Source organism: Sporolactobacillus mangiferae (assembly GCF_023336505.1).
In the GTDB taxonomy this organism is placed as follows: domain Bacteria; phylum Bacillota; class Bacilli; order Bacillales; family Sporolactobacillaceae; genus Sporolactobacillus; species Sporolactobacillus mangiferae.
The window spans coordinates 1-24,199 of the sequence record NZ_JAMAST010000016.1 but is presented as its reverse complement, the minus strand read 5'-3'; the positions used below and the strand labels follow the sequence as shown (position 1 = coordinate 24,199).

Here is a 24,199-nt window from a genome sequence, read left to right as displayed (position 1 = left end):
GGCGATGCGCAAACAAAAAGGAACAGGATCAACAACTCAGGGCAAAAAGTGTGGAAAAGTGATGGCCGGTAAATCACGATTAATCAAACAGACCGATTAAATACGCGAACAGACCGATACATCATGCAAACAGGCCGATAACCCGCGTTAATTAAGCAACTAAAAAGAGAGCACTCAGAAGTCTTTGACGACGAGTGCTCTCTTTTTATACGAGCGTACCGATCAATATGCACGAGATGTGGCCACATGGAACGTCCGCGAAAGCATGGCTCTATTGCTTATTACGATACAGATGCATCGTCAGCGGCGCAAAGACGAGGATCAGAACAGTCGATGCAGTCAGGACCCAGAGAATTTCCGCCAGTGCGGGACGGCCGCCCATCAGATGACGTACGGCAGTGGTCAGTACCGATACCGGATTGATGTCAACAAATGCGCGCAGCCAGCCAGGCATCGTAGCCGGATCAACGAAAATGTTGCTTGCAAATGTGATCGGAAACAGCAACGTCATACTGATACCCATCACGGCTTTTGAGGTCTGAAGAAGCAGACCGACAACGGTAAAGATCCAGGAGAGACTGAATGAAAAAATGAGAATGATGAGGATGCCGGCAATCACACCAAGAGTACCTCCCAATGGCCGGAATCCAAGAATCAGGCCGAGAGCGATGACAATGATTGACGCAATCGTATAGCGTACAGTGTCCGCGATCAATGCGCCGACCAGAGGGGATGGACTCCAAATGGGAAGTGATCGGAAACGGTCAAACGTGCCTTTAGAGATGTCATCGTTCAATGAGACGCCAGTATACACAGTTGTGAAAACCACCGTCTGCACCAATATCCCTGGAATCAGGAACTGCAGGTATGCCGAGGTTGACCCGGCGAGCGCCCCGCCGAATAAATAAGTGAACATTAACGTGAACATCACCGGGAAAAATGTGACGTCAAGCAGTTGTTCCGGAACGTACTTAATCTTGAGCAGTGCGCGCCATGCAAATGTCAGTGAAGTCGAGATGCCACCTGGCTTTGCAGGACGTTCATGTTCAACGAGCGCGGCCTTCATTTTTTCCATATGCTGTTCTGCGTTCATGACTTTGCACCGTCCTTCTGAACATCGTTTTCGGTCGGTTTGCCGGTCAGAGTTAAAAAGACTTCGTCGAGACTTGGCTGACCGAGAGAAAACTCGCTGACCTCAATGTTATTTGCGTCCAGTGCGGCGAGTGCCTGAGTTCCTTTTTTCTGGGCGGTCAGCTGCGCCGACAGTGCGGCAGGGTCCGATGACAGATGGACAGGAGCCCCGATTGTATCGGCAAGCAGTTTCTGAGCCTTTGCCCGTGTTGCCGGATCCTGCAGCCGTACATGAAGTACACCGGAACCGACGGATGCTTTCAATTCTCCGCTTGTCCCCTCAGCAATGATTTTTCCATGGTCGATCACTGCAATCCGGTCGGCCAGCTGGTCCGCCTCGTCGAGATATTGTGTGGTTAAGAGAACGGTTGTGCCGGTACTCACTAATGCGCGGACGATGGCCCAGATCTGATTGCGGCTGCGCGGATCAAGACCTGTAGTTGGTTCATCCAGAAAAAGAAGATCCGGGCGTACCACCATACTTGCGGCAATATCGAGACGCCGCCTCATGCCTCCGGAATATTTCTTTGCCTGACGCCCTGCCGCTTCTTCAAGTCCGAATGCATCAAGCAGTTCGCCCGCTCTTTCTTTCGCGTCCTTACGGGAATAACCCATCAGCCGGGCGATTAAAATCAGATTTTCGATTCCAGAGAGATCTTCGTCAACCGAAGCGAACTGACCAGTGAGACTGACTCGGCGGCGCACCGCATTCGGCTCAGTCAATAGATCATGGCCCATGATATGTGCCTGGCCTTCATCCGGCTTCAGCAGAGTGGCCAGCATCTTCATCGTGGTCGTCTTTCCGGCACCATTAGGACCGAGAAATCCATAAACGGTACCCTGAGGTATGCTCAGATCGATACCGTCGACCGCGCGCTGTTTTCCAAAGCGCTTAACCAGTCCTTCTGCGTGCACGGCGAGTGGGCGGTCATCGTGATTTATAATGTTGTTCATTGAAGCCTCCTTAATCATTGAAAATATCTCGAAACAGGTTGTTACAGAAAAAGTGGATATATGACAATTATATGAAATATTTTCGATAAAGGCGAATGAGAACAGGTTACACCCATTGAAAAATTGATGCTAAATATAGGAATGACTTCGAGAGACGAAAATGATGCGTACAGGGGTAACTGATGATCGAACGAATGATCATTCAGTTGATAATGGTGTTGATCGTTTGTTCGCAGCAGTTGCCTAACCATGATTTTATTCAGCCATTTGTTCGTCTGACCTATGATGATCAAAAAATGTTTTCAACTCTTTTTTTCTGTCGGCAGGCAACAAATGCCAGCGAATCCCTTGCACTGCTCCTTCCAGTGCATAAAGTTTGCTCAGGCAGGCAGTTGGATCAATTTCTTTTATCGCAAGATAGGCGCGCTCGCTTCCTTTAGTTCGCAGTTCTTCCACAGTGTAGATATTAACTTTATTTAACGTGTGAATAAGTACCGGACCGAGGTTGGGAAGATCGGGTAGCTCAGTCATCAGAATTGCTCTTCCATGCAGGAAGTTTACTCATCATGAATGCCGCGGATTTTTGCGCGACACCGGGATTGAGTCCCTGGGTTCTTATGATGAATTGGGTCATAGACGACAATTTTTCATCGTAATTTTGCATACTCCCATCCGGACGGGCACAAAATTTGCAATAGTCCTTCGTTGTGTCGCCAAGTGGATAGTCGTCAATTTTTTTCATCGGCATGCCGCATGCGATGCATTGTTTCATTTTTCATCGACCTCCGAATCAAATACGTGAAGCGCCGGTTCCAGACAGGCCGCGATGCCTTTGATTCCGGAGACGGTCAGCGTCATTAAAATGGCTTCCTTTAATTCATCACGCGAAGCGCCAATCCTTTTCAACATCCGAGCATGAGCGACTACGGCGGCAGTGTCACCTTGCGACGCCCTCATGGCGGTGTAGATGAGCTGTTTTGTCTTTGGATCAAGTCCTGTAGATTCTGATAGCGAGTTGATGAGCCCATTAAATGCTTGCGCAGCTTCAGGAGCTTCCTTCATAAAAAAGTCCATTGTATTCACTTGCAATCCACCTCCAGCAGTTTTATAAAATTTGCGATTAATTGATCTTTGTAAAAAGCAAGGACTGATCCATGCGGTGCAAACAGCCTGCGGTTCATCAGATAGTAATGAATAAGTCCGATCCATGTCGTGAACAGGAAAGAAAAGCTGAGATCCTTTATTTTCTTCTCTTTCTTCAACTGGCCTATGACTTGATCCATATGATGGGCAATCACTGATTGAATGCCGATCACGGTTTGCTGTGCTTCTTCTGGCAACTGTGGCAGGTCCAGAATCAAATGCGTATAAAGCGCTTCGCTTGCTTCAATCGCGTCCAGATGTGTGCGCAGAATGTCACTGAGTGAATGCCCTGGTTCTGATGCTTCGTGAATTTGTGCCGTTAATGCCATTCCCAAATGTTCAATCACTGCCAAAATTAGTTTTTCCTGTGACTGGAAATGGAGAAAAACTGTGCCGTGAGCGACTCCGGCTTCTTTGGCAATCATCTGTGTTGATGGGCGTATAAAGCCATGCGCCGCATAAATGTGGTCGGCGGCGGTAAGAATGGTGGCACGTGTCTGTTGCCTTTGCAGTTCACGCTTATTCATATAATGACTCCTCACTCACTGACTATATAGTCATTATAATTCTATTTCTCTAGTTCTGCAAGTCACCAGCCAGCAAACGGCGTTGACAGCATTCTTTTGCTATGCTTCAATCATGTTATGAGATGAAAAAACACGATCCGGTCGGTAGTCCGGATGTATCAATGATGATATCAGTATCCTTCCCTCCTCGGGATGTCCGTCATTTCATGAAACAACTGAGGAGGCGCTTTCTATGAAATTAACGGTGTATTTCGATGAACAGTATTGGGTCGGTGTTGTTGAAGCAGTGATCGCGCGGCATGTGTTCGGACCTGAACCGAGCAATCCCGATGTCTTATCTTTTGTTCTTCGTGATTTGGATCGACTGATTGATCAAAGTCTATCTATGCCCTCGGCGAAGAGAACAAGACGCCCGGGCAAACGGATCAATGCGAAGCGATTAAGACGGATGGCTGCAAAAGAGTCTCGAGGTTCAGGCATCGGGACAAAAGCGCAGACAGCTATGAAGGAAGCAATTGAACAAAAAAAGAAATTGAATCGCATACGCAGCAGGGAAGAAAAAGAACTTCTAAAAAAACAAGAGTATCAACTGAGAAAAAGGAAAGCCAGGTTAAGGCATCGCGGGAAAGGCTGATCCCTCAATAAACAAATAAGCGGAGAGAAAGATTCAACCTTTCTCTCCGCTTATCTATTTTTAAAGATTTCTGGAACCGCTTATTTTTTTGAAGGCCTGCTGTTTATTCAGATTTTGCAGCGCTTGCTTCAGCAACCATCTGTTTGGAGAGATCGGTTGTTTCAAGCTCATCCTGCTTCCGGCCGACATTAAAGACAATATTCAGAATAAGCGCGGTCAGACTGCCGGCAACAATGCCGTTATTGGTAAGGATCTGTACGAGACTCGGCAGTTTGGCGAACAGTGCCGGCTGAACGGTAACGCCGAGACCGACACCAATGGAGCAGGCAACAATCAGCAGATTATCCTGCCGCGCGAAATCTACCTTGCCAAGCATGCGAACACCGGAAGCGATCACCATACCGAACATGGCAAGCGTTGCACCGCCGATGACCGCATTAGGAATCAGCACAGTCAAAGCTCCGATTTTTGGAATCAAGCCAAGGACAACTAAAGAAAATCCGCAGACAATCGCGACTTTACGTGTTTTAACTCCAGTCATCTGAACAAGACCAACGTTCTGTGAAAAGGTGGTGTATGGGAACGCGTTGAAAAGACCGCCAACGAGAATGGCTAACCCTTCCGCGCGATAGCCGTGCTCCATCGACTTTTCATTGATCGGCTGTCTGGTAATATCGCTGAGTGCCATATAAACACCGGTGGTTTCGATTAAGCTGACCATACCGACAATCGACATCGCAATAATCGCATCAGCGTGAAAGGTTGGCGCGCCGAAACTGAACGGCTTGATCATGCTGAACCATCCTGCACTTGCGACCGATGAAAAGTTGACCATACCCATTAATGCTGCAGCAAGCGTACCAATAACGATGCTGAGCAGAATTGAAATCGTGCGCAGAAATCCTTTAAAAAAGCGGTTCATGATGACGATCAGGACGAGTACGCCGAATCCGAGAATCAAATTCTGCGGGCTGCCGAAATTTTTGGCGCCGCTTCCGCCGCCTAAATTGTTTACAGCAACCGGGATCAGCGTCAGTCCGATAATCATCACCACTGTGCCGACAACTACCGGGGGAAAGAATCGGACGATTTTACCGAAGAAAGTCGAAAGAATCAGGACGACCAATCCGGATACGAGAATCGCTCCGCATATGCCGGGCATCCCGTATGACTTGCCGATAATAATCATTGGTGAAACCGCTGTGAAGGTACAGCCCATGACGATCGGCAGACCAATGCCGAAAAACCGGTTTTTCCATGCCTGAAGCAGTGTCGCAAGACCGCAGGCAGCCAGATCAATCGAAACGAGCAATGCAAGTTCTGCACTATTCAGACCGACCGCGCCTCCGACAATCAGCGGCACAATTACCGCTCCGCCGTACATCGCCAGCATGTGCTGAATGCCAAGGGACAAAATTTTTCCGGGATTCTGTGCTGAATTCATGAATCACACTCCTCTTCAAATTGACGTGAGCATACAAAAAAGAAATGATGGCTTAGCTTTCCTGCCAGACAGAGAAAGCAATACCTCAAATTTTATAATAAATTGGCGAAAACTGCGATACTGTATGAAATAATCTTTCATTTTTTTCTGCCTGGCCATCAGACGAGCGGCCGATTTGCTGAAGCCGTCTTTCGTTCACAAACCGGATGTGACAAAAAACAAACACTAAAGCGCAATCATTTTCGGTCTAAAAGAATGGTATAATAGGTTCGGATTGATTTGACAGAACGGGGGACGATCTCGGATATGGATAAAACACCACTTTTTCTACAACCTTCATTTCGTGAAAAAATTTGGGGCGGCACGCGGCTGCGTGATTTGTTCGGGTACACGATCCCAAGTGACACGACCGGCGAATGCTGGGGCATCTCCGCACATCCGAATGGACCGGCGGTGATCATGAACGGATCACTGGCCGGTAAAACGCTGGCTGACGCGTGGACGCAGCATCGGGAGCTTTTCGATCATTATGCCGGTGACGATTTCCCATTGCTGACGAAAATTCTGGATGCACGCGAGGATCTGTCCGTGCAGGTGCATCCGAATGACGCTTACGCACAGGACAAGGAACATGTGCCGTTCGGAAAAACGGAGTGCTGGTACATTATTGATTGTGATGAAAATGCAGAAATCGTGTACGGCCATACAGCCTCATCGCGCGAAGCATTCCGCAGAGCGGTTGCTGAGAAAAAATGGGACAGCCTGCTTCGGCGCGTCAGAGTGAAGCCAGGTGACTTCTTCTATGTTCCGAGTGGCACGATTCACGCAATCTGTGGCGGCTGTCTGATTCTTGAGACGCAGCAAAGTTCGGACATCACCTACCGTGTGTATGATTATGACCGGCCGGGAGCAGATGGCAAACCGCGTGAACTGCATATTGAGCAATCGATCGAGGTGGCAAACTGTCCGCATGTCGATCCTGAACTGACCTACCATGTGCGTCAGGAAGCTGAGGCGAAATTCACCGAACTGTTGCGTGAGCACCTGTTTACGGTCTCCCATTGGGAAGTGCGCGGCCGAACAGAACCGATCAAGAAAAATTGGCCGTTCCTGCTCATGAGTGTGCTTGATGGCGAGGGAAAGCTGCACATTGATCAGACAGGTTATGCACTCAGAAAAGGTGATCATCTCGTCGTTCCAGCGGCAGTGGACGCTCTGCAAATCACTGGTTATGCTGATTTGATTGTGTCCAGTCCTGTATAATGAAGATTCGATTAAAAAAGCCGATGATCATGGTCGTCGGCGCTCCTCCGCGCGAACGTTATTTGCCGGTGAAAAGGAAACGAAAGAAACCGGCAGTGATCCGGCGCTGCGATCAAAGCTGCGCGCGCGTTGTCTTTCTGAATGGTGAGGGCGAAAAGCTGAAGGAAAAAGAGCTGGCCCGGGCTGAACGGAGCATCGCCCGCTGCCGCACCATCCTGCTGCTGGAAAATGCCGCCGTCGGCATTGCGCTGCAGACAGCTTCACTCGCCAGCAAACATAACGTGCATGTTCAGGTTGATACCGTGCCAATGCTATCACTTTCTGAAAAAATCAGGCGAGTGGCCAGACAAATCACTGCCGACACACACAGAAGCATGAAAAAGCATACCTCAGGAAGAAAATGGCGGAGAAGAAAGGCATAGCTAAAGGAGCAGAGCTGCGCGCCCTGCTCCTTTATTCATCAAATGGAAATGCTAAAGTTGTCAAAATGAATCGACAAAAAGTTCAGCCGCAACCGAATAATGAAAAATGTCGACTGAACCGGCGGAATTCAGTTGAACAGCGTAAAAGTGACCGCTTGTGCTGCTGCGTGAATAGACACACCCCCGGCGGCTTCCGAACGGCATCTAGCCCCAGATTGGCCTGCTTTTATTTTTTCTTCAGGAAGTCGTAGAGTGTCGCAAAATCGTGCGTACCTTTGCCCTGCTGCTGGCAAAGACCGTACATCGCTTTAACTGCATTCGAGAGCGGCAGCGCGAAGCCGTGTGTGTACGCTTCTTCTGAGGCGAGTTCCATATCTTTGTAGATGCTGTTCACTTTGAAATCCGCATGCGCGAAATCTTCGTTCATGAATTTGTCCGCTTTGAAATGGAGAATCGGTGCGGCTGTCGGTCCGGCAAAAAGAGAGCGTATGATGCCCGCCTTATCCAGTCCAAGGCTTTCCCCGAACGCAAGTGCTTCGGAGAATGCGGCGACGGTCTGTCCAAGCATCAGGTTGTTGACCAGTTTCATGGCCGCTCCTGCGCCGTTTGTACCCTTGTAATGAACGGCCTTGCCCATGATTTCCAGCAGTGGCCGTGCTTCTTCAAGTGCTTTCTCGGACCCTCCGACAAAGAATACCAGTTCCCCTTTTTCCGCAGGGCCGGTTGATCCGGCAACCGGTGCGTCCAGAAAACGAATCTCTTTTTCTTGGGCAGCTTTCGCAAGTCTGATCGACTGTGTCGGACTGATCGTGCTGCTGTCCACCCAAAGGCTGCCTGGTTTCAGCCCGTTGAGCAATCCGTCTTCGCCATAGGCGACTGCATCGACAGCCTGAGGATCTGCGAGCATTGTAAATACGATGTCAGTCTGAGCACCGACCTGCTTAGGTGAATTTGCCCAGCGTGCTCCTTTTATGATCAGCGGTTCCGCCTTTGTCCGTGTCCGGTTATAGACGACCAGTTCATTTCCGGCGTCAATCAGACGCCCGGCCATACGGCTGCCCATCAGACCTGTTCCGATAAATCCAATCATGTCTTATTCACTCCCTGACCATGCGCATTTGCAAGTCCATGATTTCATCTGCGCTCAATCTGTATATACATTAGCATAGCACAAAAACAACCTGTGCCGATGAGTGACGCTCACAGTATGTTAGCGTTCATGTTATAATGAAGCTTACGGAATGAAAGAATGCGGAGGTATGACTTTGATTGAAATCATTGCGACGGCAGAATCAATGAATCAGGCAGAGGCGCTGATCGATGCGGGAGCGGACCGTCTCTATGCTGGTGGTCATCCATTCGGTCTGCGTCTGCCGCGCCCGCTTGGCCTGGAAGAGATCGAGTCGATCGTTCGGCTGGCACATAGCCGCGGGAAGGCGGTCACAGTGGCATGCAATGCGCTGATGCACAACAAGCAGATTGATCAGTTTGCAGCCTATCTGACTCAGCTGGCTGAGATGAAGGTGGATGCTCTTGCAGTCGGAGATCCTGGGGCCATTCTTATGCTGAAAGAACAGGCACTTCCGATTCCATATATTTATGATGCGGGTACATTGGTTACTTCGGCGGAGCAAATCGCCTTTTGGATTGGTCAGGGAGCGTCCGGTGCTGTCGCCGCACGCGAACTGACCTTGAAAGAGCTTATAATGATGCAGCAAAAACTGGATCGACCGATCGAAGTGCTTGTATACGGTCCGACCTGCATTCATCAGTCGGGGCGGCCGCTGCTGACCAATTATTTTCACTATACATCAGGTGACAGGGCCTCCAGGCTGGATGATCAGGTCCTGTTCCTGCGTGATCCGAAAAATGCCGGCAGCCAGTATCCGATTATCGAAGATACAGACGGTACACATATATTTTCAACTGAAGATTTAACGCTGATGGGTCAACTGAAGATCATGCATGAAAACGGTCTGGACACATGGAAACTGGACGGTGTGCTGCTCCGCGGCGACGCGTTCGTGTCGATCGTTGCCTTGTTTGATGAAGCAAGACGGGCCATCGAAGCAGGGGCTTTTGTTCCAGAGTCGTTCATCAACCGATTAAAGAAACTTCAGCCTGAACATCGGCCGCTTGGCACGGGCTTCTATATGAAAAATCCCGAGGACGTTCATTAACCATTTTTTGAGTTGCGATGAAGGAGTACGATCATGAAGACGATGGTAAAGAAACCTGAAGTGCTTGCTCCAGCAGGCAATCTGGAAAAATTGAAAATGGCGATCCGCTACGGTGCAGATGCAGTCTACATCGGCGGGCAGGCTTTTGGTCTGCGCTCGCGGGCCGGGAACTTTTCATATGAAGAAATGGCTGAAGGGGTCGCCTTTGCCCATGAACGCAGTTCCAGGGTATATGTCGCCGCGAACATGGTGACGCATGAAGGGGACGGCAGAGGTGCGGACGCATTTTTTAAAACCTTGCAGTCTATAGGTGTGGACGCGGTCATTGTCTCTGATCCGGCGCTGATTGTTGTTTGTTTCAACGCGGCGCCCGGTCTGCCGGTTCACCTGTCGACACAGGCATCGGCAACGAACTACAAGACGCTGGAGTTCTGGAAAAGTATCGGCCTTGAGAGGGTGGTGCTTGCGCGCGAAGTAGGCATCGAAGAGATTCGCGGCATGCGCCAGCATACAGATATCGAGATTGAAGCGTTCGTGCATGGCGCGATGTGCATCGCCTACTCAGGACGCTGCACGCTGTCCAATCATATGGTTAACCGCGATGCGAACCGCGGCGGCTGTGCTCAGTCATGCCGATGGAAATACGATCTGTTTGATCTGGATGACGGTGAGGCACACAGCCACGTGCAAGGGGGTGAACCGTTCTCAATGAGTGCCGTCGATCTATCGATGCTGCATCACCTTCCGGATATGATTGAAGCGGGTGTCAACAGCCTGAAAATTGAAGGGCGCATGAAGTCGATTCACTATGTTTCAACTGTTGCCAATGTGTATCGCAGCGCCGTTGATGCCTATTGCCGTGATCCGGAACACTTTGTTTTTGATCCTGCATGGGATGAAGAAATCTGGAAGGTGGCCCAGCGTGATCTGTCTACAGGTTTTTATTATGGCGTCCCCAACGAAAAGGAACAGTTATTCGGGAAACCGCGTAAAATCCCGAAATATACCTTTGCCGCACAGGTCCTGGCCTATGATCCGGTGACACGACGTGCCACACTGGAGCAGCGCAATAACTTTGGCATCGGCGAAGAAGTCGAGTTCTACGGTCCAAATTTTGTCCACTTCAAGCAGACGGTACACGACTTATGGAATGAAGACGGGGAAGCGATTGACCGTGCGCCGAATCCGATGATGACGGTTACGATGACGGTTGACGCACCGGTAGCACCTTATTTTTTAATGCGAAAAAAGTAAGTGAAAATGAAAACCGATGACTGAAGAAGGAAGCTCAGCACAGGCACTGAGCTTCCTTTTTTACATATATCGCATGCCACTCTGGGAAAGTGTGCAAAAACTACTGGGCTCGGTCTCTTTTGCAGCAACCGGTAAAAGGCACTTGAATTTTCCGAAAAAAAAGATTACGCTATTGTTAGCAGTCGATCACAGTGAGTGCTAATCCACAAAATTTCATCTCAATCCTATTCTCATTCATGTGTCCTGTCACTATTGAATTTCAATTTAAAGGAGTGCGATTTTCGATATGAGTGAACAGGTAGCCTATGTGAGCACGTATCTTCCCCAGAAATGCGGGATCGCAACGTACACGTACCATCTAAGACAAAGTGTGCAGAAAGCCAAGCGCGATTCCCTGTCCGATCCAGTTGTGGTCATTAAAGATAAGGATACGATGTATCCGAATGACCCGTTTTTCAAATGGTCAATTGAAAAAGAGTGCAGGGAGGACTACATCCGTATTGCCGAAGCACTGAATCAGAGTTCCGTATCCGTTGTTTCACTGCAGCACGAATTTGGCATTTTCGGAGGTTATGCCGGTGCGTACATTCTGGATTTTGTACGCACGCTGAAAAAACCGCTTGTTACTACCTTCCACACCGTTTTTAAAGTGCCTCAGGAACCGTATGCACCGATTCAGCACGAACTGGCCGAACGCAGCGACAAACTGGTCGTGATGAATCATAAGGCCGTTTCTTACTTAGTGAACAGTTTTCATATACCTGAAGATAAAATTACTTTCATCCCGCATGGCACGCCGGTTCCGGATATGAAAAAACGCACGGATTTTCGCTCCAGGATCGGCTGGCATGACCGCAAAGTAATCATGACATTCGGATTTCTGAGCCGGAATAAAGGCATTGAAGCCGTTCTTCATGCGCTTCCCGACGTTGTCAGAAAGGTGCCAAACGCGCTCTACGTCATTATTGGCCAGACACATCCTAATGTGAAACGCCAGGAAGGTGAGTCTTATCGAAAGGAACTGCAGGCGATGATTCGCGCGCATCATCTGGAAAATCATGTACAGATGATCGACCGTTTTATGACCGAACAGGATCTTGTAAGCTATATCACGGCCAGTGATCTGTATATTACGCCTTACCCCGGGCTCGATCAGATTACCAGTGGAACGCTTGCGTATGCCATTGGTCTGGAACGGCCGGTGCTGACGACTCCGTATCGCTACGCACAGGATTTGCTCAGGGGGTATGAGGAACTTTTTGTTTCTTACAGTGATCGGAACGGATGGATCAGGAAAATGAATGCCTTGCTTTCTGATGATGCCCTGCTTGCGTCCTATCAGGCGAAGATGGCACAGATTGGCAGACAAATGAGCTGGCCGAGAGCGGGAAAAAGGTACAGCCAACTGTTTTCAGAAGCAGTAACGATGACCGGGGTGGATACGATTGCCGGAGTACAAAATGCAAATGACGCATCTTGAGCGGATGACGGACGATACAGGGCTGATCGAACATGCACTTGGCAATATTCCACGGCGGAGTGAAGGATACACAACCGATGACAATGCCCGGGCACTCTGGCTTGTCTCAGAATGGCAGCAGATTGATGACCGGGATTCTGTCATTCGCAGGCTGCGCCGATTATCGGACATCTATTTATCTTTTCTTCAGTACGCGCAGCAGCCGGACGGTCATTTCCACAATAACTATGCCTATGACCGAACGCCGGAAGAAGAGTTGCCATCGGACGATTGCCTCGGACGCTCGCTTTGGGCGCTGGGGTGCGCCTGCCTGAATCTGCCGCATCGGGACAGTCGTTTCGCGGCAGCGCTCCTTTTTCAGAAGGCATTCGGAGCGGCGCCCAAAATGACTTTCCCACGCGGCATCGCCTATGCACTGGCCACTGCCAGTCACATGCTCAATCGCAGCAACGATCTGACTGAGCTGCCTGAATTCTGCGATTTTATTCGAAGAGAGGCACCGGAGCTGATTGAGGAATCTGAAGCGCGGCTTCTGTCTCTTTTTGAGACAAATTCGGAGAAGGGCTGGCAATGGTTTGAGCCAATGATGACCTATGGAAACGGTGTCCTGCCATGGGCGCTTTTCCGGTCCTTTCAAGTCACCGGAAACAGTGATGCATTGCTGATTGCCGGAGAATCGCTCGATTTCCTGATCGATAAAATGACCAGTGAAAGGGGAAACATTCGACCAATCGGCAACCACGGCTGGTGTACGGCCGCGCGATGCAGCCAGTGGGCACAGCAGCCGGTAGAAGTAATGGCGCTGGCGCTCGCTTCCGAGCAGGCGATCCAGCTGCTGAACAGGCCTGAAAAATATCTTGCCGTTTTAGAAAAATGCAGATCCTGGTTCTATGGCGGTAATGATCTTCACGAATGCATGGCCGATGCAGAAGAAGGCGGCTGCCGCGATGGTCTTGAGGCAGGCGGTGCCAGTCGCAATCAAGGAGCCGAATCAACCCTTTCCTATTTAATGACGGAATTGATCTATCGGCGTGTGATCAATACGAATACATCAGGACGAACTGCTTTTTTTGCGAATCAAGAGTTCTGACAGAGATAATGCCTGATCACTGAATTCCAGCTGACCGCAGGCATTATTTTTGTGCGATAAGAGCTGCGGTTTGTGCAGCGCTAATTTCTGTATGTCACTGATTTATCGTTTGTCATTGGCGATGTGACGGCTTCGCAATTAATATGGTGTGACAAAAATATAAAATCACATCTAAATACTATGAATAATGGTTGACTTCTCTGCAATGGGCCTCTACGATAAATGTATCGCAATGATGATTCTGCGCATGACGCGGAATCGGGAAAAATAAGGGGGGACAGGCTTATGGCTGATTTCAGCAACAGTGATTTTTCGACGCGCTGCGTTCACGTCGGCAATGACATTGACAAAGAGACCGGTGCGATCCGCCGGCCGATCACGATGGCTAACAGCTACCGGCTGCCAGACGACGCGTCAACGCTTAACTGGAGTGACCCGAACAACATTATTTATACGCGAACGACATCAGCAAACCAGCTCTATCTGCAGGAACGTCTGGCATCGCTTGAAGGCGGCGAGGACTGCGTGGTACTTGCAACTGGTGTGGCCGCCCTCGCCGGCGTCTTTTTCAGTTTTATCGATAAGGATGCGCATGTGATCTGCACTGATGTGTCGTACATAGCGGTTTACCGGCTACTGCATGAATATTTTCCGGAGAAATACGGGGTTGAGGTGACGCTGGTCGATACTTCGGATCCAGAGGAGGTTCGGAAGGCGATCCGTCCGAATACAAAACTGATTCATCTGGAAACGCCGGGGAACCCAACGACCCGTGTCAGCGACATCGCTGCGATTTCCGATCTGGCACATGAGCACGGTATTCTTGTGTCCGTTGACAGCACCTTTGCTTCGCCCTGCATTCAGCGACCGCTTGAACTTGGTGCTGATCTTGTTGTGCACAGCCTGACCAAGTATATTAACGGTCACGGTGACGCGATGGGCGGCGCAGTGATCGGCAGGCGCGAACTGATCGATAAGATCAAGCGTGAAGCGATGGTCAATATCGGCGGCGCAATCAGTCCGTTCAATGCCTGGCTCATCATGCGCGGAGTCGTGACACTGCCGCTGCGCATGAAGCAGCACAGCGAAACCGCACTCAAGGTGGCGCAATTTCTGGAGGCGTATCCTGGTGTTACCTTTGTCGCCTATCCAGGCCTTGAAAGCCATCCGCAGCACGCAATTGCCAGAAAACAGATGCACGGCCTGTATTCCGGTGTGCTCTCATTCGGCATTAATGGTGGAGTCCAGCAGCATAACGACTTCGTCAATGCGCTTAAACTCATTATTTCTGCGGTCTCAATCGGTCATGACGAGAGCCTGATTGTCTACACTGGCCCGGACGACGAAAGGATTCATTTTTACCCGGAAGAATTTCAGAAGAACGGATTCCTGCGCTTCAGCGTCGGACTCGAGAGTGCCCATGACCTGATCACTGATCTGAAGCAGGCGTTTCAACAAGTCGGTCTGTAAAATTGATGATAACTCAGGAATCCGGTTTCGGATGCCTGTTTTTTTTGCACTTTAAGAGGTATGAGCGGTGCCTCAGCGGCAAGCACAGTGATGATGCAATCAAAAAGGAATGGATCAAAACTCATGATTGACGAAGGAAATTTCGAGGGCTACAAAGGAACCCTCAATAAAGCACTTCCGCTGTTGCAAGCGAACTTTCAATAACTATAAGGAACTTTCGCTGGTTGAAAAGAAACTTCCACTAATGTAAGGGCATTTCAATAACTATAAGGAACTTTCGCTAAGGGCGCATACGTCCTGTATGCAACGCGAAAGCCACCGCATCCTGTGACAGTACGTCCTGTATGCAACGCGGAAGCCATCACATCCTGTGACAGTACGTCCTGTATGCAACGCGAAAGCCATCACATCCTGTGACAGTACGTCCTGTATGCAACGCGGAAGCCATCACATCCTGTGACAGTACACCCTGTGCACAACGCGGAAGCCATCGCATCCTGCGGAAGTAAGGACCGGGCTGTGCCCGGTTTTCTTATACCCTGAAGCCAATTATTCGGGCAGTAGTGGTAGATACATGAGATGTCAAAACCTGATTCATTTTTACGGACGAATAAATAAAAAATATTTAAAAAAAGGTTAAAAAATATGAATAAATTTTTACCAATACGAGTGAAATAGATGCCTAATGATGATCTATATGTTATTATTGTGATAACAAAAATGAATAATTTGCCGGTCTTGTGTATGACCGCTCAAGAAATGTCAGGCGGTTTTACTTTGATGTTTCTGTGAGGATCAGGCAGATCATTTTACCTGGATATGAACAATCATGTACATTAGTTAATAAGGTTAACTAATTCGAACGGATATTTTTTCATTTATCCGATGATTCTTAAATGATTCTGATCTGCGACTATTCAAAAAAGGAGATGTTTAAGTGGCTGAAGCAAAATTCGCTGAACGCGCTCAATCACGTCATATTGCCAGCAATATACTCAAAGGTTCCCTGGGAAATATGATTGAATGGTATGACTGGTATGCATACGCTGCCTTTGCAGTCTATTTCTCAACCGACTTTTTTCCGGCAGGTGACACAACATCACAGTTGCTGAATACGGCCGCCATCTTTGCCATTGGATTCCTGATGCGCCCGATCGGCAGTCTGATCATGGGCCGCTATGCCGACCGTCACGGCCGCCGCGCCGCCCTGACGCTGTCCATCACCATCATGGCCAGTGGCTCGCTCGTCATTGCGGTCACGCCGAACTATCAGACCATCGGCGTTTTCGCACCGATTATTCTAGTCCTGGCACGACTTTTTCAAGGGCTGTCGCTCGGGGGCGAATACGGGACATCCGCTACCTACCTTTCTGAAATGGCCAATAGAGGGCGGCGCGGTTTCTACTCCAGCTTTCAGTATGTGACACTGGTCGGTGGCCAGCTTGTCGCGCTCGGCGTGCAAATCATTTTGCAACTCATACTTAACGAGGCGCAGCTGCAAACGTGGGGCTGGCGCATTCCATTCGTTATCGGTGCATTCGGCGCCCTGATCGTGCTCTGGCTTCGGCTGACCATGGACGAATCTGAGCAGTTTAAAAACATGTCCGGAAAAACGAAAAAGGATGCCGGTACGCTCAAAGCATTGCTGAAGTATCCGCGTGCAGTCCTGACGGTCGTTGGCCTGACGCTTGGCGGAACGGTCGCTTTCTATACGTACACAACCTATCTGCAGAAATTCATGATCAATTCAGTCGGCCTCGATAAAGAAGTCGTCAGCATCATCAATTTCGTTGCCCTGCTGATCTTCCTGATCCTGCAGCCGCTCGCCGGTCTTCTTTCAGACCATATCGGGCGCAAACCGTTGCTGTATGTCTTTGGTATCGGCGGCACCATCGTAACCGTACCGCTGTTCATGCTCATGCAAAGCGCGCACAGTGTGACCGCAGCTTTCCTGCTCATGATGCTCGGTCTGCTCATTGTCACTGGCTACACGTCAATCAACGCAATCGTCAAAGCCGAACTCTTTCCAACCGAAATTCGCGCGCTCGGCGTCGGCCTGCCCTATGGCCTGACCGTTGCCATCTTTGGCGGCACGGCCGAATTCGTCGCCCTTTGGTTCAAAAGCATCGGCATCGAAACACTGTTTTTCTTCTACGTTGCCGCCTGCATCTTCATCAGCCTGCTCGTATACTGGCGCATGCAGGAATCATCGAAAAGTTCGTACATTGAGGCAGAGTTGGAGGAGGAGTAAGGCTAATATCTTTCTGAGATTTAGGTAATGACAATGGGGAAAAATACAATTTGAAAAAAGTATAAAGTTTGAAGAAAAAATCTACCATTCATCTCACAAGAAGATTCGAGGCGGATGGGTTTTGTTTATATTAAGAGAAGTAGTTGAACGGTAGGTAGAAATAGAAAATGATTTCCTCTACATTAAAAAAATCATTCAAATGGATTGGTATTTTAGTAGGTGTGTAGAAGGACATATTTTTGTTAATATTATCAAGTATCATTAATCTATATGAACATTTGTGGGATATAAACTATATTTTTTAGTTATACACAAACAATTTATCTGAACATAGTGGGTAGAAGCGCGGAGATGATTAAGGCTCTGCGTTTTTTTTAATACCCTAAATCTTAGTAATAAAAAAAGGAAGTTTATTATATTTGTTGAAATAGTAAATGATGGAAATCGACACGATTAAATAAAAAAATACAAATAAGGATAAAACTTTCGCTATAAATGTTGACTAGAAAAATGACAAGGATATAATAAACATATATTAATTTTAATAAGTAAAATATATAAGGAGGTAAAAATATTGAGAGCAAGACTAACTTTTTCGATAAATGGTTTTCCACTTGCCTTTCGACTCGGAGTAGTTTCTTTTGTAAAAGAGTGTATACGCTCTGAATCAAAGACATTCTATCATCAATTGTTCCATATAAGAGAACGGCAGTGCAAGCCATTTACATTTGCAGTCTATTTTCCAAGACTGAAGGTACAGGATGATACAATTATTGCTGATCAAATGATCATAACCATTTCAAGCGTATCGTATGAGCTAATGATGTATTTATTTAACGGAAGTCAAAAAAATAGAGAGTATCTCTACAAGAAGTATTCTATGAATCTCAGTAAATTTGAATTGCTCAGAGAAAAGCAGATCAGCAGCAGCCGCATTTGGATGACTACTTTGTCACCAATTTTGGTAGAAGATAAGGAAGGGAAGCCAGTTCTCTTTAATCAGGCGAATTTTGAGCGGGAATTTAATATCATAATGCAAAAACGATTAAGATCAAGTGAAAATAGGGATCTTTATCGACCATTAATTTTTAGGACAATACGGATGAAGAAAATGGTCATTAAAGAAAATTTTCATCAAGATATAAAAGATTATTTATACTTTACAACAAATACAGGAGATTTCTTAATAGAAGGGGACATCAGAGATTTAGAGTATCTATACAAAAATGGGTGCTCACTCAGATCTCAGTTAGGTTTTGGCATGGTTGATTTATTGGGATAAAGGAGGTGGTAAGATTGGTGGTTCGCTTAAGGCTCGGTGATTGGATGATTAATCAGGGGATTATTGGTTTGTATCGCATTCTTAAAAAGTGCACGGCGTTACCAATTACTATTAATCATGATGGTTTTTTGTTAACGAGAGAGCATCTTGAGGCTTTACCGGAAGCTTTCTTTAACTATTTCATAAAAGAGTATAGTGTGGCGGATCGTGAGTCCAGAAAAGTTGATTTATTGGTTTCGAAATGGAAGTATGATAAAAAAACAAAAAAAGATCTTGATAAAGAAATTAGGGATTTTTTGAAGTCCAAAATCCAAAAATACTTTCTGAATAATGAAGAAGGACAAACCATTATTCACTTAGGTGAAAAGATACTGGAACTAGAAATCTATGAAGATAATGGCAACCAATTGATTGAAAATTACAAACAAAGTTTGCATGCCCCTGTTGTTAACAACAAGTTAACTCTAAATTTTGTTAAAGCAGTGATTTTTGGCCCGTATTTTGGACAACCTTCTTTTATTAATGTATCGAAAAATAAATTGTCTGTGAGCGAACAATGTGACGTTTTCAAAAAAGACTACGTAGATCCAATACTGAAAGAATGGGATCTGAACAATTTATTGGAAACGTCGACTGAAAAAAAAATCATGGACTTTTTGGATGATTGTGTGAAAGTTCAACCATTATTTTTACCCCTTCGTCAAGCTTTTAAAAAAAAGAGCGTTGATTCAATGAAAGAATATATGAAAAAAAACATTAACAAATGCAGCTTTTTTGATGATCAACTTGGTCTTGATAAATTGTATGAAGCTCATTTTTCACCACTTGTATTAGGAGAAAAAAATGGTCGGAATTTTGTTTGGGATGCTAGAAAGAATATCATGCCACCAATCAGTTCATTGGCAAAATTAGTCTTATTCTGTAGTCCTGCAGGGGCCTCCATTTTTCATGGCCGTTCGCTTTTCATACAAAAGGAAGATACGTTTAAAGGATTGTTGAACGTGAATAACATCTATCTTTCAGGGCTAAAGAAAGATAAGGCATTTGATGAAATAATTTTCGACTCATTAACAGCCGAAGAAAAAAAAGCAGCCCACACATTAAATAATTACTTAATTCTTGAATATTCATCTGATTATCGTTCCAAAAAAACAATATTGAATTATATGATGCTTACCCCTGCATTGGCAAAGCTTTTGAAAAATGACGGAGAATTCTTTAGATTTCTATCCTATCGTTCAAGGTGGCCACTCCTACATGCAATACTATCATATGAGGATTCAAAGTACGTGATTTTCGATTTATTGAGGGAAAAGATTGCATCAGGATACTCTTCTAAAGAGGCGATTTTTGGTATAATCCTTCGTCATTTAAATCAGAAATATAATCAAGAGGTGAAAGAGGGAGTGAAAATGGACAAAATTATTGAAAAAAAACGTGTGTGGCACTTATATCTTAGTGGAGTGAAAATTAAGAATAAGATGCTTTTGGAGCGAAAAGTAAATGAAAACAAAATAAGAGGTATGGCTTATCGTTTGCTAAACGCCGTACGATCAGGTGATAAAAATACTTTTATGGATACTGCAATGAGACTCTATATTTCTTCCGATAGTGAAATGCCTTCTATACTACTTGAACTTCTTTATGAAAAAGATATGGATTTTGAAACAGTTGCCAATGCATGGATCGCCGGACTCATCTCAAATGAGAATGAGGTTCGAGTAAATTCGGAACAGATATCAAAGGGGGAATCACACAATGAACAAAAATAAATCGATTACATTCACAGCAATATTTAAAGCGGGTTCACTAAACTATGGTGAGGGAACAGCAAATATCTCTGAATTAAAAAAGTATCATAGGGGAACGGGAGATATCTATTCATTTGCGTCGCGGCAAAGTATTCGGTATGATATTGTTCGTTTAGGAAATGAACTATTTGATTGGAATTTAAATGTTGTTGATAAGTCTCAAGGTGTGATTCAATTTAAAGCGGATGCTACAATACGTGACTCTGTTGAAATGGATTTGTTTGGCTATATGAAAACAAGGGCAAAAGAAGGTGCTGATAAAAGATCTGCGGTAGTGCGTCTTAGTCATGCTTTTTCACTTGAACCATATCGGAGTGATCTCGAGTTTTTAAATAATATGGGTCTCGCAAATAGAATTGGTGAAAATGCCAATTTGGCAACAATAGAACAGCATACAAGCTTATATGCTTACACGGTAACTATTGACTTGAAAAAAATCGGTGTTGACGGTGAAATTGAGCTCGATCAGCAGCAAAAAACAGAGCGTGTTCTTCAATTCCTTCAAATCACTAAATTTCTTAATCGAGAAATACGTGGGCGACAAGAGAATCTTTCACCACTTTTTATTATCGGAGGCATTTATCCTATTGCTAATCCCTTTTTTCTTGGCCGCGTATCTCTTAAAGACGGGACAGTCAACAACTTGAACTTACCAGAGCTTATTGATACAACTCATTTGTCTTTATTCGGAAATTCGGTGAAAGATCAAACTAAAATTGGTGTTGTATCAGGATACTTTGAAAATGAAAATGAATTTAGTCAGATTGCGGATAAGGGATCAGTGGATGATTTTTACCGGTTTCTTGAAGAAGAGGTGTATGCATTTTACGGAGCTGAGCGCGAATGAAAGCATTGAGATTGAAATTATTTCAAGAAACGGCATGTTACACTAAACCATTTTCTCGAAAAGTTACAGAAACGTATCCTCTTCCTCCATACTCTGTGATTAAAGGAATGATTCACGCTTTGCTTCATGCGGATCGATTAATTCCGATGGCGATCAGTATTCAAGGTAACTATGAGTCAAAGGTTGTTGATTATAGAAAAACATATATGGTGAAAAAAGGTCCTGCATTTCCGATTATTATGGACGGACTCTCTACGGCGCCTAACTATTCAAATGCACAAATGACGTCAATGCCGTTGTATTCACACATGTTGTTTCATGTTGAATTATTAATTCACATTACTGCTGAAGAATCAATTCTTCAACAAATTTTTTACTCCTTGTCAGCATCGGATAGTGCATTGAGTATTGGACGTTACGAAGATTTAGCTGTATTGTTAGACAATCCGGCCTTTGTTGAGGTTAAAGAAACGGATGAGGTTAGTATTCATCAATACTCAATGTACATCCCTGAAAAGTATGTCTACAATGACCTATCTCTTGATGGAATTCCGTATCAACTGAATTGGACCTATGAAGTTATCAATGGTATACGTCAATGGAGAAAGATACCGAGCATTTATGTAACTTTCCCTCGTTTTCTAAATACTGAGACTGTATTAACGGAGGCTTTTGTTGATCAGGACGGACATCCTGTGTTTTGGAATATCTAAAGAAGAGGTCATAACCTCTTTTTTTATTTGGAGGGATATAAATGTTTTACGCAAAGTCTGAACCGCTGCCATCTGGAGAATCACTAAAGGAACATACAAGTCAGCTACTGAGCAGGCTAGATACCCTTAAATCTGACTATTCGTTTTTATTAACAGAACATCAATGGGAAATCCTGAGACTTGCGGCGTTATATCATGATTTTGGGAAAGTGTACACTCCTTTTCAAGAAAATATTAAGAAGGCATTGGGGAAACCATTCAATAAATCAGATTTAGATTATGAACCACATGGATTTTTATCACCGTTGTATTTACCTTTGAAAGAATATCACCTCACGCGGATTGAAAAAAAGATACTCGTTCAAGCGATTGCTTATCATCATGAAAAACAAAACCTATATCCAGGTGAATTAAAACTCTCTGAAATATGGGAAGTGGATTTGAGAAAGAAGTCATCTCAGATTGAATATGATTTTAATTGTCCAATATATCATGAGACACAGGCTAATAAATCACCAATTATCATGATGAATCCAAATTCTAGAATAAGGCCTGACGATCCTTACTATTTAACCTACATTTTAATTAAAGGCTTGTTACACCGGCTTGATCACGCAGCTTCAGCACATGTGAAAATAGAAATTGATGCTAAAGTAGATTTGAGTGAAATAGTGAAAAAAAGAATGCAACAGTTAGGCTATCATTTGCGAGAAATCCAAAGGTTCGCTAGCCAAAATAAAAATAAAAATCTTATTTTAATAGCACAAACCGGCATCGGTAAAACAGAAGCAGGACTCATGTGGGCAGGAAAAAAGAAGACTTTTTTTACTTTACCAATTCGTGTAAGTATTAATGCATTATATGACCGTGTATATAATATGGGGTATCAAAATGTTGGGCTGATGCACTCAACAAGCGTTAATTTTCTAGATGAACATAATGTTGAAAATTGGGAGGTTATCAGTGATCAGTCACGCAATTTGGCCAGTAAGTTATTATTCACTACTATTGATCAAATTCTAAAATTTCCATTTCTTTTTTTGGGTTATGAAAAATACTATGCTACAATGGCCTATTCAGCTGTGATTATCGATGAAATTCAAGCGTACGATCCCAAAATTGTTGCTGTGCTAATTCGTGCTTTGGAAATGATTCATCAAATAGGTGGATGTTTTTTGATCATGACTGCAACTCTTCCAAGAATCTATCTTGAAGAAATGTTTAATCGAGGAATTATTTCTCAAAAAGATGTAGTTATGAAAACCTTTTATGATCCAGTACTGGCAAGTAGACATAAGCCATTTCTCGTGCATGAACCCATTGAATTCGGATTGAGTTCAATTTTAGAAAGTGGGAAAACCAAAAAAATACTCATTATATGCAATACGGTAAGAAAAGCAATTGATTTATATAATAGTCTCCGTTCTCATGCGAAAAAGATTCATTTACTTCATGCCCACTATATTCAAAAACATCGAAACATGCTGGAGAAAGCCATACAACGGTTTGATAAAGAAGAAAGCGAGGGTATATGGGTAACCACTCAACTTGTTGAAGCATCCATAGATATTGATTTTGATGAATTGCACACAGAAATTTCAACTTTAGATAGCTTGTTTCAACGTTTTGGGCGGTGCTATCGACGTAGAAATCTAGATAAACATGAACCAAACATTTATATCTATACAAAAAATCCCAGCGATTCTGGTCATGTCTATGATAAAAAAATAGTGGCGAATGGTTTAATGATGCTTGAACCCTTCCACGACAGAGTCATTGGTGAATCCTCTAAAGTAGCATTAGTAGATAAATTATATTCAAAAGAGAAGCTCATTGGCACTGAATTTTTAGAGCGATTTCAAAATTCATTGAGCGAAATGGAGGAACGATTTAGTGAACCTTACGAACTCTCGGCCCAACAGTCACAAAAACTATTACGGGATATTGACTCCTTCCAAGTGATTCCCAAGATTTTTTATGATGATAAGGTCGATTTATTTAAATTACTTGAAACTGATAAGGATCAAGATCGAAGACGAGAAATTCGTCGAGAAATTCTACAATACTCGGTTTCAATTAGACCGGGTGTCTTATATAAGAATGGAAAAAAGATGACAAATTTAATAAATGAAGTGCCACACTATAGAACGTATGGAAACGGTCGAAAGTTCAATGTAATGCCCAATTTATATATTCTTTCAGATGAGTATGATTTTGATGAAGGCACTTTAACGGGTGTAGGTATAAATATTGTTGAAAGGTCATTCGAGTTTGAATAAAGGGAGGAGAGAAAGGTGATTGGC

The 24,199-nt window shown here is 45.1% G+C and carries 22 protein-coding genes; 14 read left to right on the top strand and 8 right to left on the bottom strand.

Going from position 1 to position 24,199, the window contains the following annotated elements; translation table 11 throughout:
- Positions 1–271: 271 nt before the first annotated feature.
- The 6 genes from M3N64_RS11335 to M3N64_RS11310 all read right to left on the bottom strand — a co-directional run bounded on the left by M3N64_RS11335 (position 272) and on the right by M3N64_RS11310 (position 3,755).
- The gene (locus tag M3N64_RS11335) at positions 272–1,093 is read right to left on the bottom strand and encodes an ABC transporter permease (RefSeq protein ID WP_249102287.1); all 822 of its coding nucleotides are present in this window, start codon (positions 1,091–1,093) and stop codon (positions 272–274) included.
- A complete protein-coding gene (locus M3N64_RS11330; protein ID WP_249102285.1) occupies positions 1,090–2,085 on the bottom strand; it encodes an ATP-binding cassette domain-containing protein in 996 nt (331 codons plus the stop codon). Before M3N64_RS11330 ends, M3N64_RS11335 begins: the two co-directional genes overlap by 4 nt.
- Positions 2,086–2,340: 255 nt before the next feature.
- Positions 2,341–2,616, bottom strand: coding sequence for a TfoX/Sxy family protein (locus tag M3N64_RS11325; protein ID WP_249102282.1), 276 nt, complete (start codon positions 2,614–2,616; stop codon positions 2,341–2,343).
- On the bottom strand, positions 2,609–2,857 hold the full coding sequence (locus tag M3N64_RS11320; protein WP_249102280.1) for a zinc ribbon domain-containing protein: 249 nt from the start codon (positions 2,855–2,857) through the stop codon (positions 2,609–2,611). Before M3N64_RS11320 ends, M3N64_RS11325 begins: the two co-directional genes overlap by 8 nt.
- The gene (locus M3N64_RS11315; protein WP_249102336.1) at positions 2,854–3,159 is read right to left on the bottom strand and encodes a carboxymuconolactone decarboxylase family protein; all 306 of its coding nucleotides are present in this window, start codon (positions 3,157–3,159) and stop codon (positions 2,854–2,856) included. The genes M3N64_RS11320 and M3N64_RS11315 overlap by 4 nt, the downstream gene beginning before the upstream one ends.
- 5 nt (positions 3,160–3,164) lie before the next feature.
- Positions 3,165–3,755 carry a TetR/AcrR family transcriptional regulator gene (locus tag M3N64_RS11310; protein ID WP_249102279.1) on the bottom strand — a complete coding sequence of 197 codons (591 nt, stop codon included), beginning with the start codon at positions 3,753–3,755 and terminating at the stop codon, positions 3,165–3,167.
- 232 nt (positions 3,756–3,987) lie between these two features.
- Here M3N64_RS11310 and M3N64_RS11305 point away from each other — a divergent pair, with 232 nt between their 5' ends.
- Positions 3,988–4,389 (top strand): YjdF family protein, encoded by a 402-nt coding sequence (locus M3N64_RS11305; protein WP_249102278.1) that lies wholly within the window; start codon positions 3,988–3,990, stop codon positions 4,387–4,389.
- A gap of 103 nt (positions 4,390–4,492) precedes the next feature.
- On the opposite strand, the gene M3N64_RS11300 is transcribed toward M3N64_RS11305, so the two are convergent.
- On the bottom strand, positions 4,493–5,833 hold the full coding sequence (locus M3N64_RS11300; protein WP_249102277.1) for a nucleobase:cation symporter-2 family protein: 1,341 nt from the start codon (positions 5,831–5,833) through the stop codon (positions 4,493–4,495).
- A 306-nt stretch (positions 5,834–6,139) separates the two neighbouring features.
- On the opposite strand from M3N64_RS11300, the gene manA reads away from it, so the two are divergent.
- Both manA and M3N64_RS11290 read left to right on the top strand, forming a co-directional pair.
- Positions 6,140–7,096 carry a mannose-6-phosphate isomerase, class I gene (gene manA, locus M3N64_RS11295; RefSeq protein ID WP_249102276.1) on the top strand — a complete coding sequence of 319 codons (957 nt, stop codon included), beginning with the start codon at positions 6,140–6,142 and terminating at the stop codon, positions 7,094–7,096.
- Positions 7,096–7,518: a hypothetical protein gene (locus tag M3N64_RS11290; protein ID WP_249102274.1), complete on the top strand. Its 423-nt coding sequence runs from the start codon at positions 7,096–7,098 to the stop codon at positions 7,516–7,518. The genes manA and M3N64_RS11290 overlap by 1 nt, the downstream gene beginning before the upstream one ends.
- 226 nt (positions 7,519–7,744) lie before the next feature.
- Here M3N64_RS11290 and M3N64_RS11285 read toward each other — a convergent pair whose 3' ends face one another.
- Positions 7,745–8,608, bottom strand: coding sequence for an NAD(P)-dependent oxidoreductase (locus M3N64_RS11285; RefSeq protein WP_249102272.1), 864 nt, complete (start codon positions 8,606–8,608; stop codon positions 7,745–7,747).
- 178 nt (positions 8,609–8,786) lie between these two features.
- On the opposite strand from M3N64_RS11285, the gene M3N64_RS11280 reads away from it, so the two are divergent.
- From M3N64_RS11280 to cas3, 11 genes are all read left to right on the top strand, one after another.
- Positions 8,787–9,698 (top strand): peptidase U32 family protein, encoded by a 912-nt coding sequence (locus M3N64_RS11280; RefSeq protein ID WP_249102333.1) that lies wholly within the window; start codon positions 8,787–8,789, stop codon positions 9,696–9,698.
- Between the two features lie 33 nt (positions 9,699–9,731).
- Positions 9,732–10,952 (top strand): peptidase U32 family protein, encoded by a 1,221-nt coding sequence (locus M3N64_RS11275; RefSeq protein ID WP_249102269.1) that lies wholly within the window; start codon positions 9,732–9,734, stop codon positions 10,950–10,952.
- 286 nt (positions 10,953–11,238) lie between these two features.
- A complete protein-coding gene (locus tag M3N64_RS11270; RefSeq protein ID WP_249102266.1) occupies positions 11,239–12,432 on the top strand; it encodes a glycosyltransferase family 4 protein in 1,194 nt (397 codons plus the stop codon).
- Complete coding sequence (locus M3N64_RS11265) at positions 12,398–13,522, top strand: glycosyltransferase (protein ID WP_249102264.1); 1,125 nt, start codon at positions 12,398–12,400, stop codon at positions 13,520–13,522. The genes M3N64_RS11270 and M3N64_RS11265 overlap by 35 nt, the downstream gene beginning before the upstream one ends.
- Before the next feature lie 285 nt (positions 13,523–13,807).
- Positions 13,808–14,992 carry a trans-sulfuration enzyme family protein gene (locus M3N64_RS11260; RefSeq protein WP_249102262.1) on the top strand — a complete coding sequence of 395 codons (1,185 nt, stop codon included), beginning with the start codon at positions 13,808–13,810 and terminating at the stop codon, positions 14,990–14,992.
- 1,015 nt (positions 14,993–16,007) lie between these two features.
- On the top strand, positions 16,008–17,243 hold the full coding sequence (locus tag M3N64_RS11255; protein ID WP_283163423.1) for an MFS transporter: 1,236 nt from the start codon (positions 16,008–16,010) through the stop codon (positions 17,241–17,243).
- 574 nt (positions 17,244–17,817) lie between these two features.
- A complete protein-coding gene (cas6, locus tag M3N64_RS11250; protein ID WP_249102255.1) occupies positions 17,818–18,525 on the top strand; it encodes a CRISPR-associated endoribonuclease Cas6 in 708 nt (235 codons plus the stop codon).
- Between the two features lie 17 nt (positions 18,526–18,542).
- Positions 18,543–20,297, top strand: coding sequence for a type I-B CRISPR-associated protein Cas8b1/Cst1 (gene cas8a1, locus M3N64_RS11245; RefSeq protein WP_249102332.1), 1,755 nt, complete (start codon positions 18,543–18,545; stop codon positions 20,295–20,297).
- Positions 20,284–21,183 (top strand): type I-B CRISPR-associated protein Cas7/Cst2/DevR, encoded by a 900-nt coding sequence (cas7i, locus tag M3N64_RS11240; RefSeq protein WP_249102252.1) that lies wholly within the window; start codon positions 20,284–20,286, stop codon positions 21,181–21,183. Before cas8a1 ends, cas7i begins: the two co-directional genes overlap by 14 nt.
- A complete protein-coding gene (gene cas5b, locus M3N64_RS11235; RefSeq protein ID WP_249102249.1) occupies positions 21,180–21,896 on the top strand; it encodes a type I-B CRISPR-associated protein Cas5b in 717 nt (238 codons plus the stop codon). Before cas7i ends, cas5b begins: the two co-directional genes overlap by 4 nt.
- A gap of 41 nt (positions 21,897–21,937) precedes the next feature.
- Positions 21,938–24,175: a CRISPR-associated helicase Cas3' gene (cas3, locus tag M3N64_RS11230; protein WP_249102246.1), complete on the top strand. Its 2,238-nt coding sequence runs from the start codon at positions 21,938–21,940 to the stop codon at positions 24,173–24,175.
- Positions 24,176–24,199: the final 24 nt, after the last annotated feature.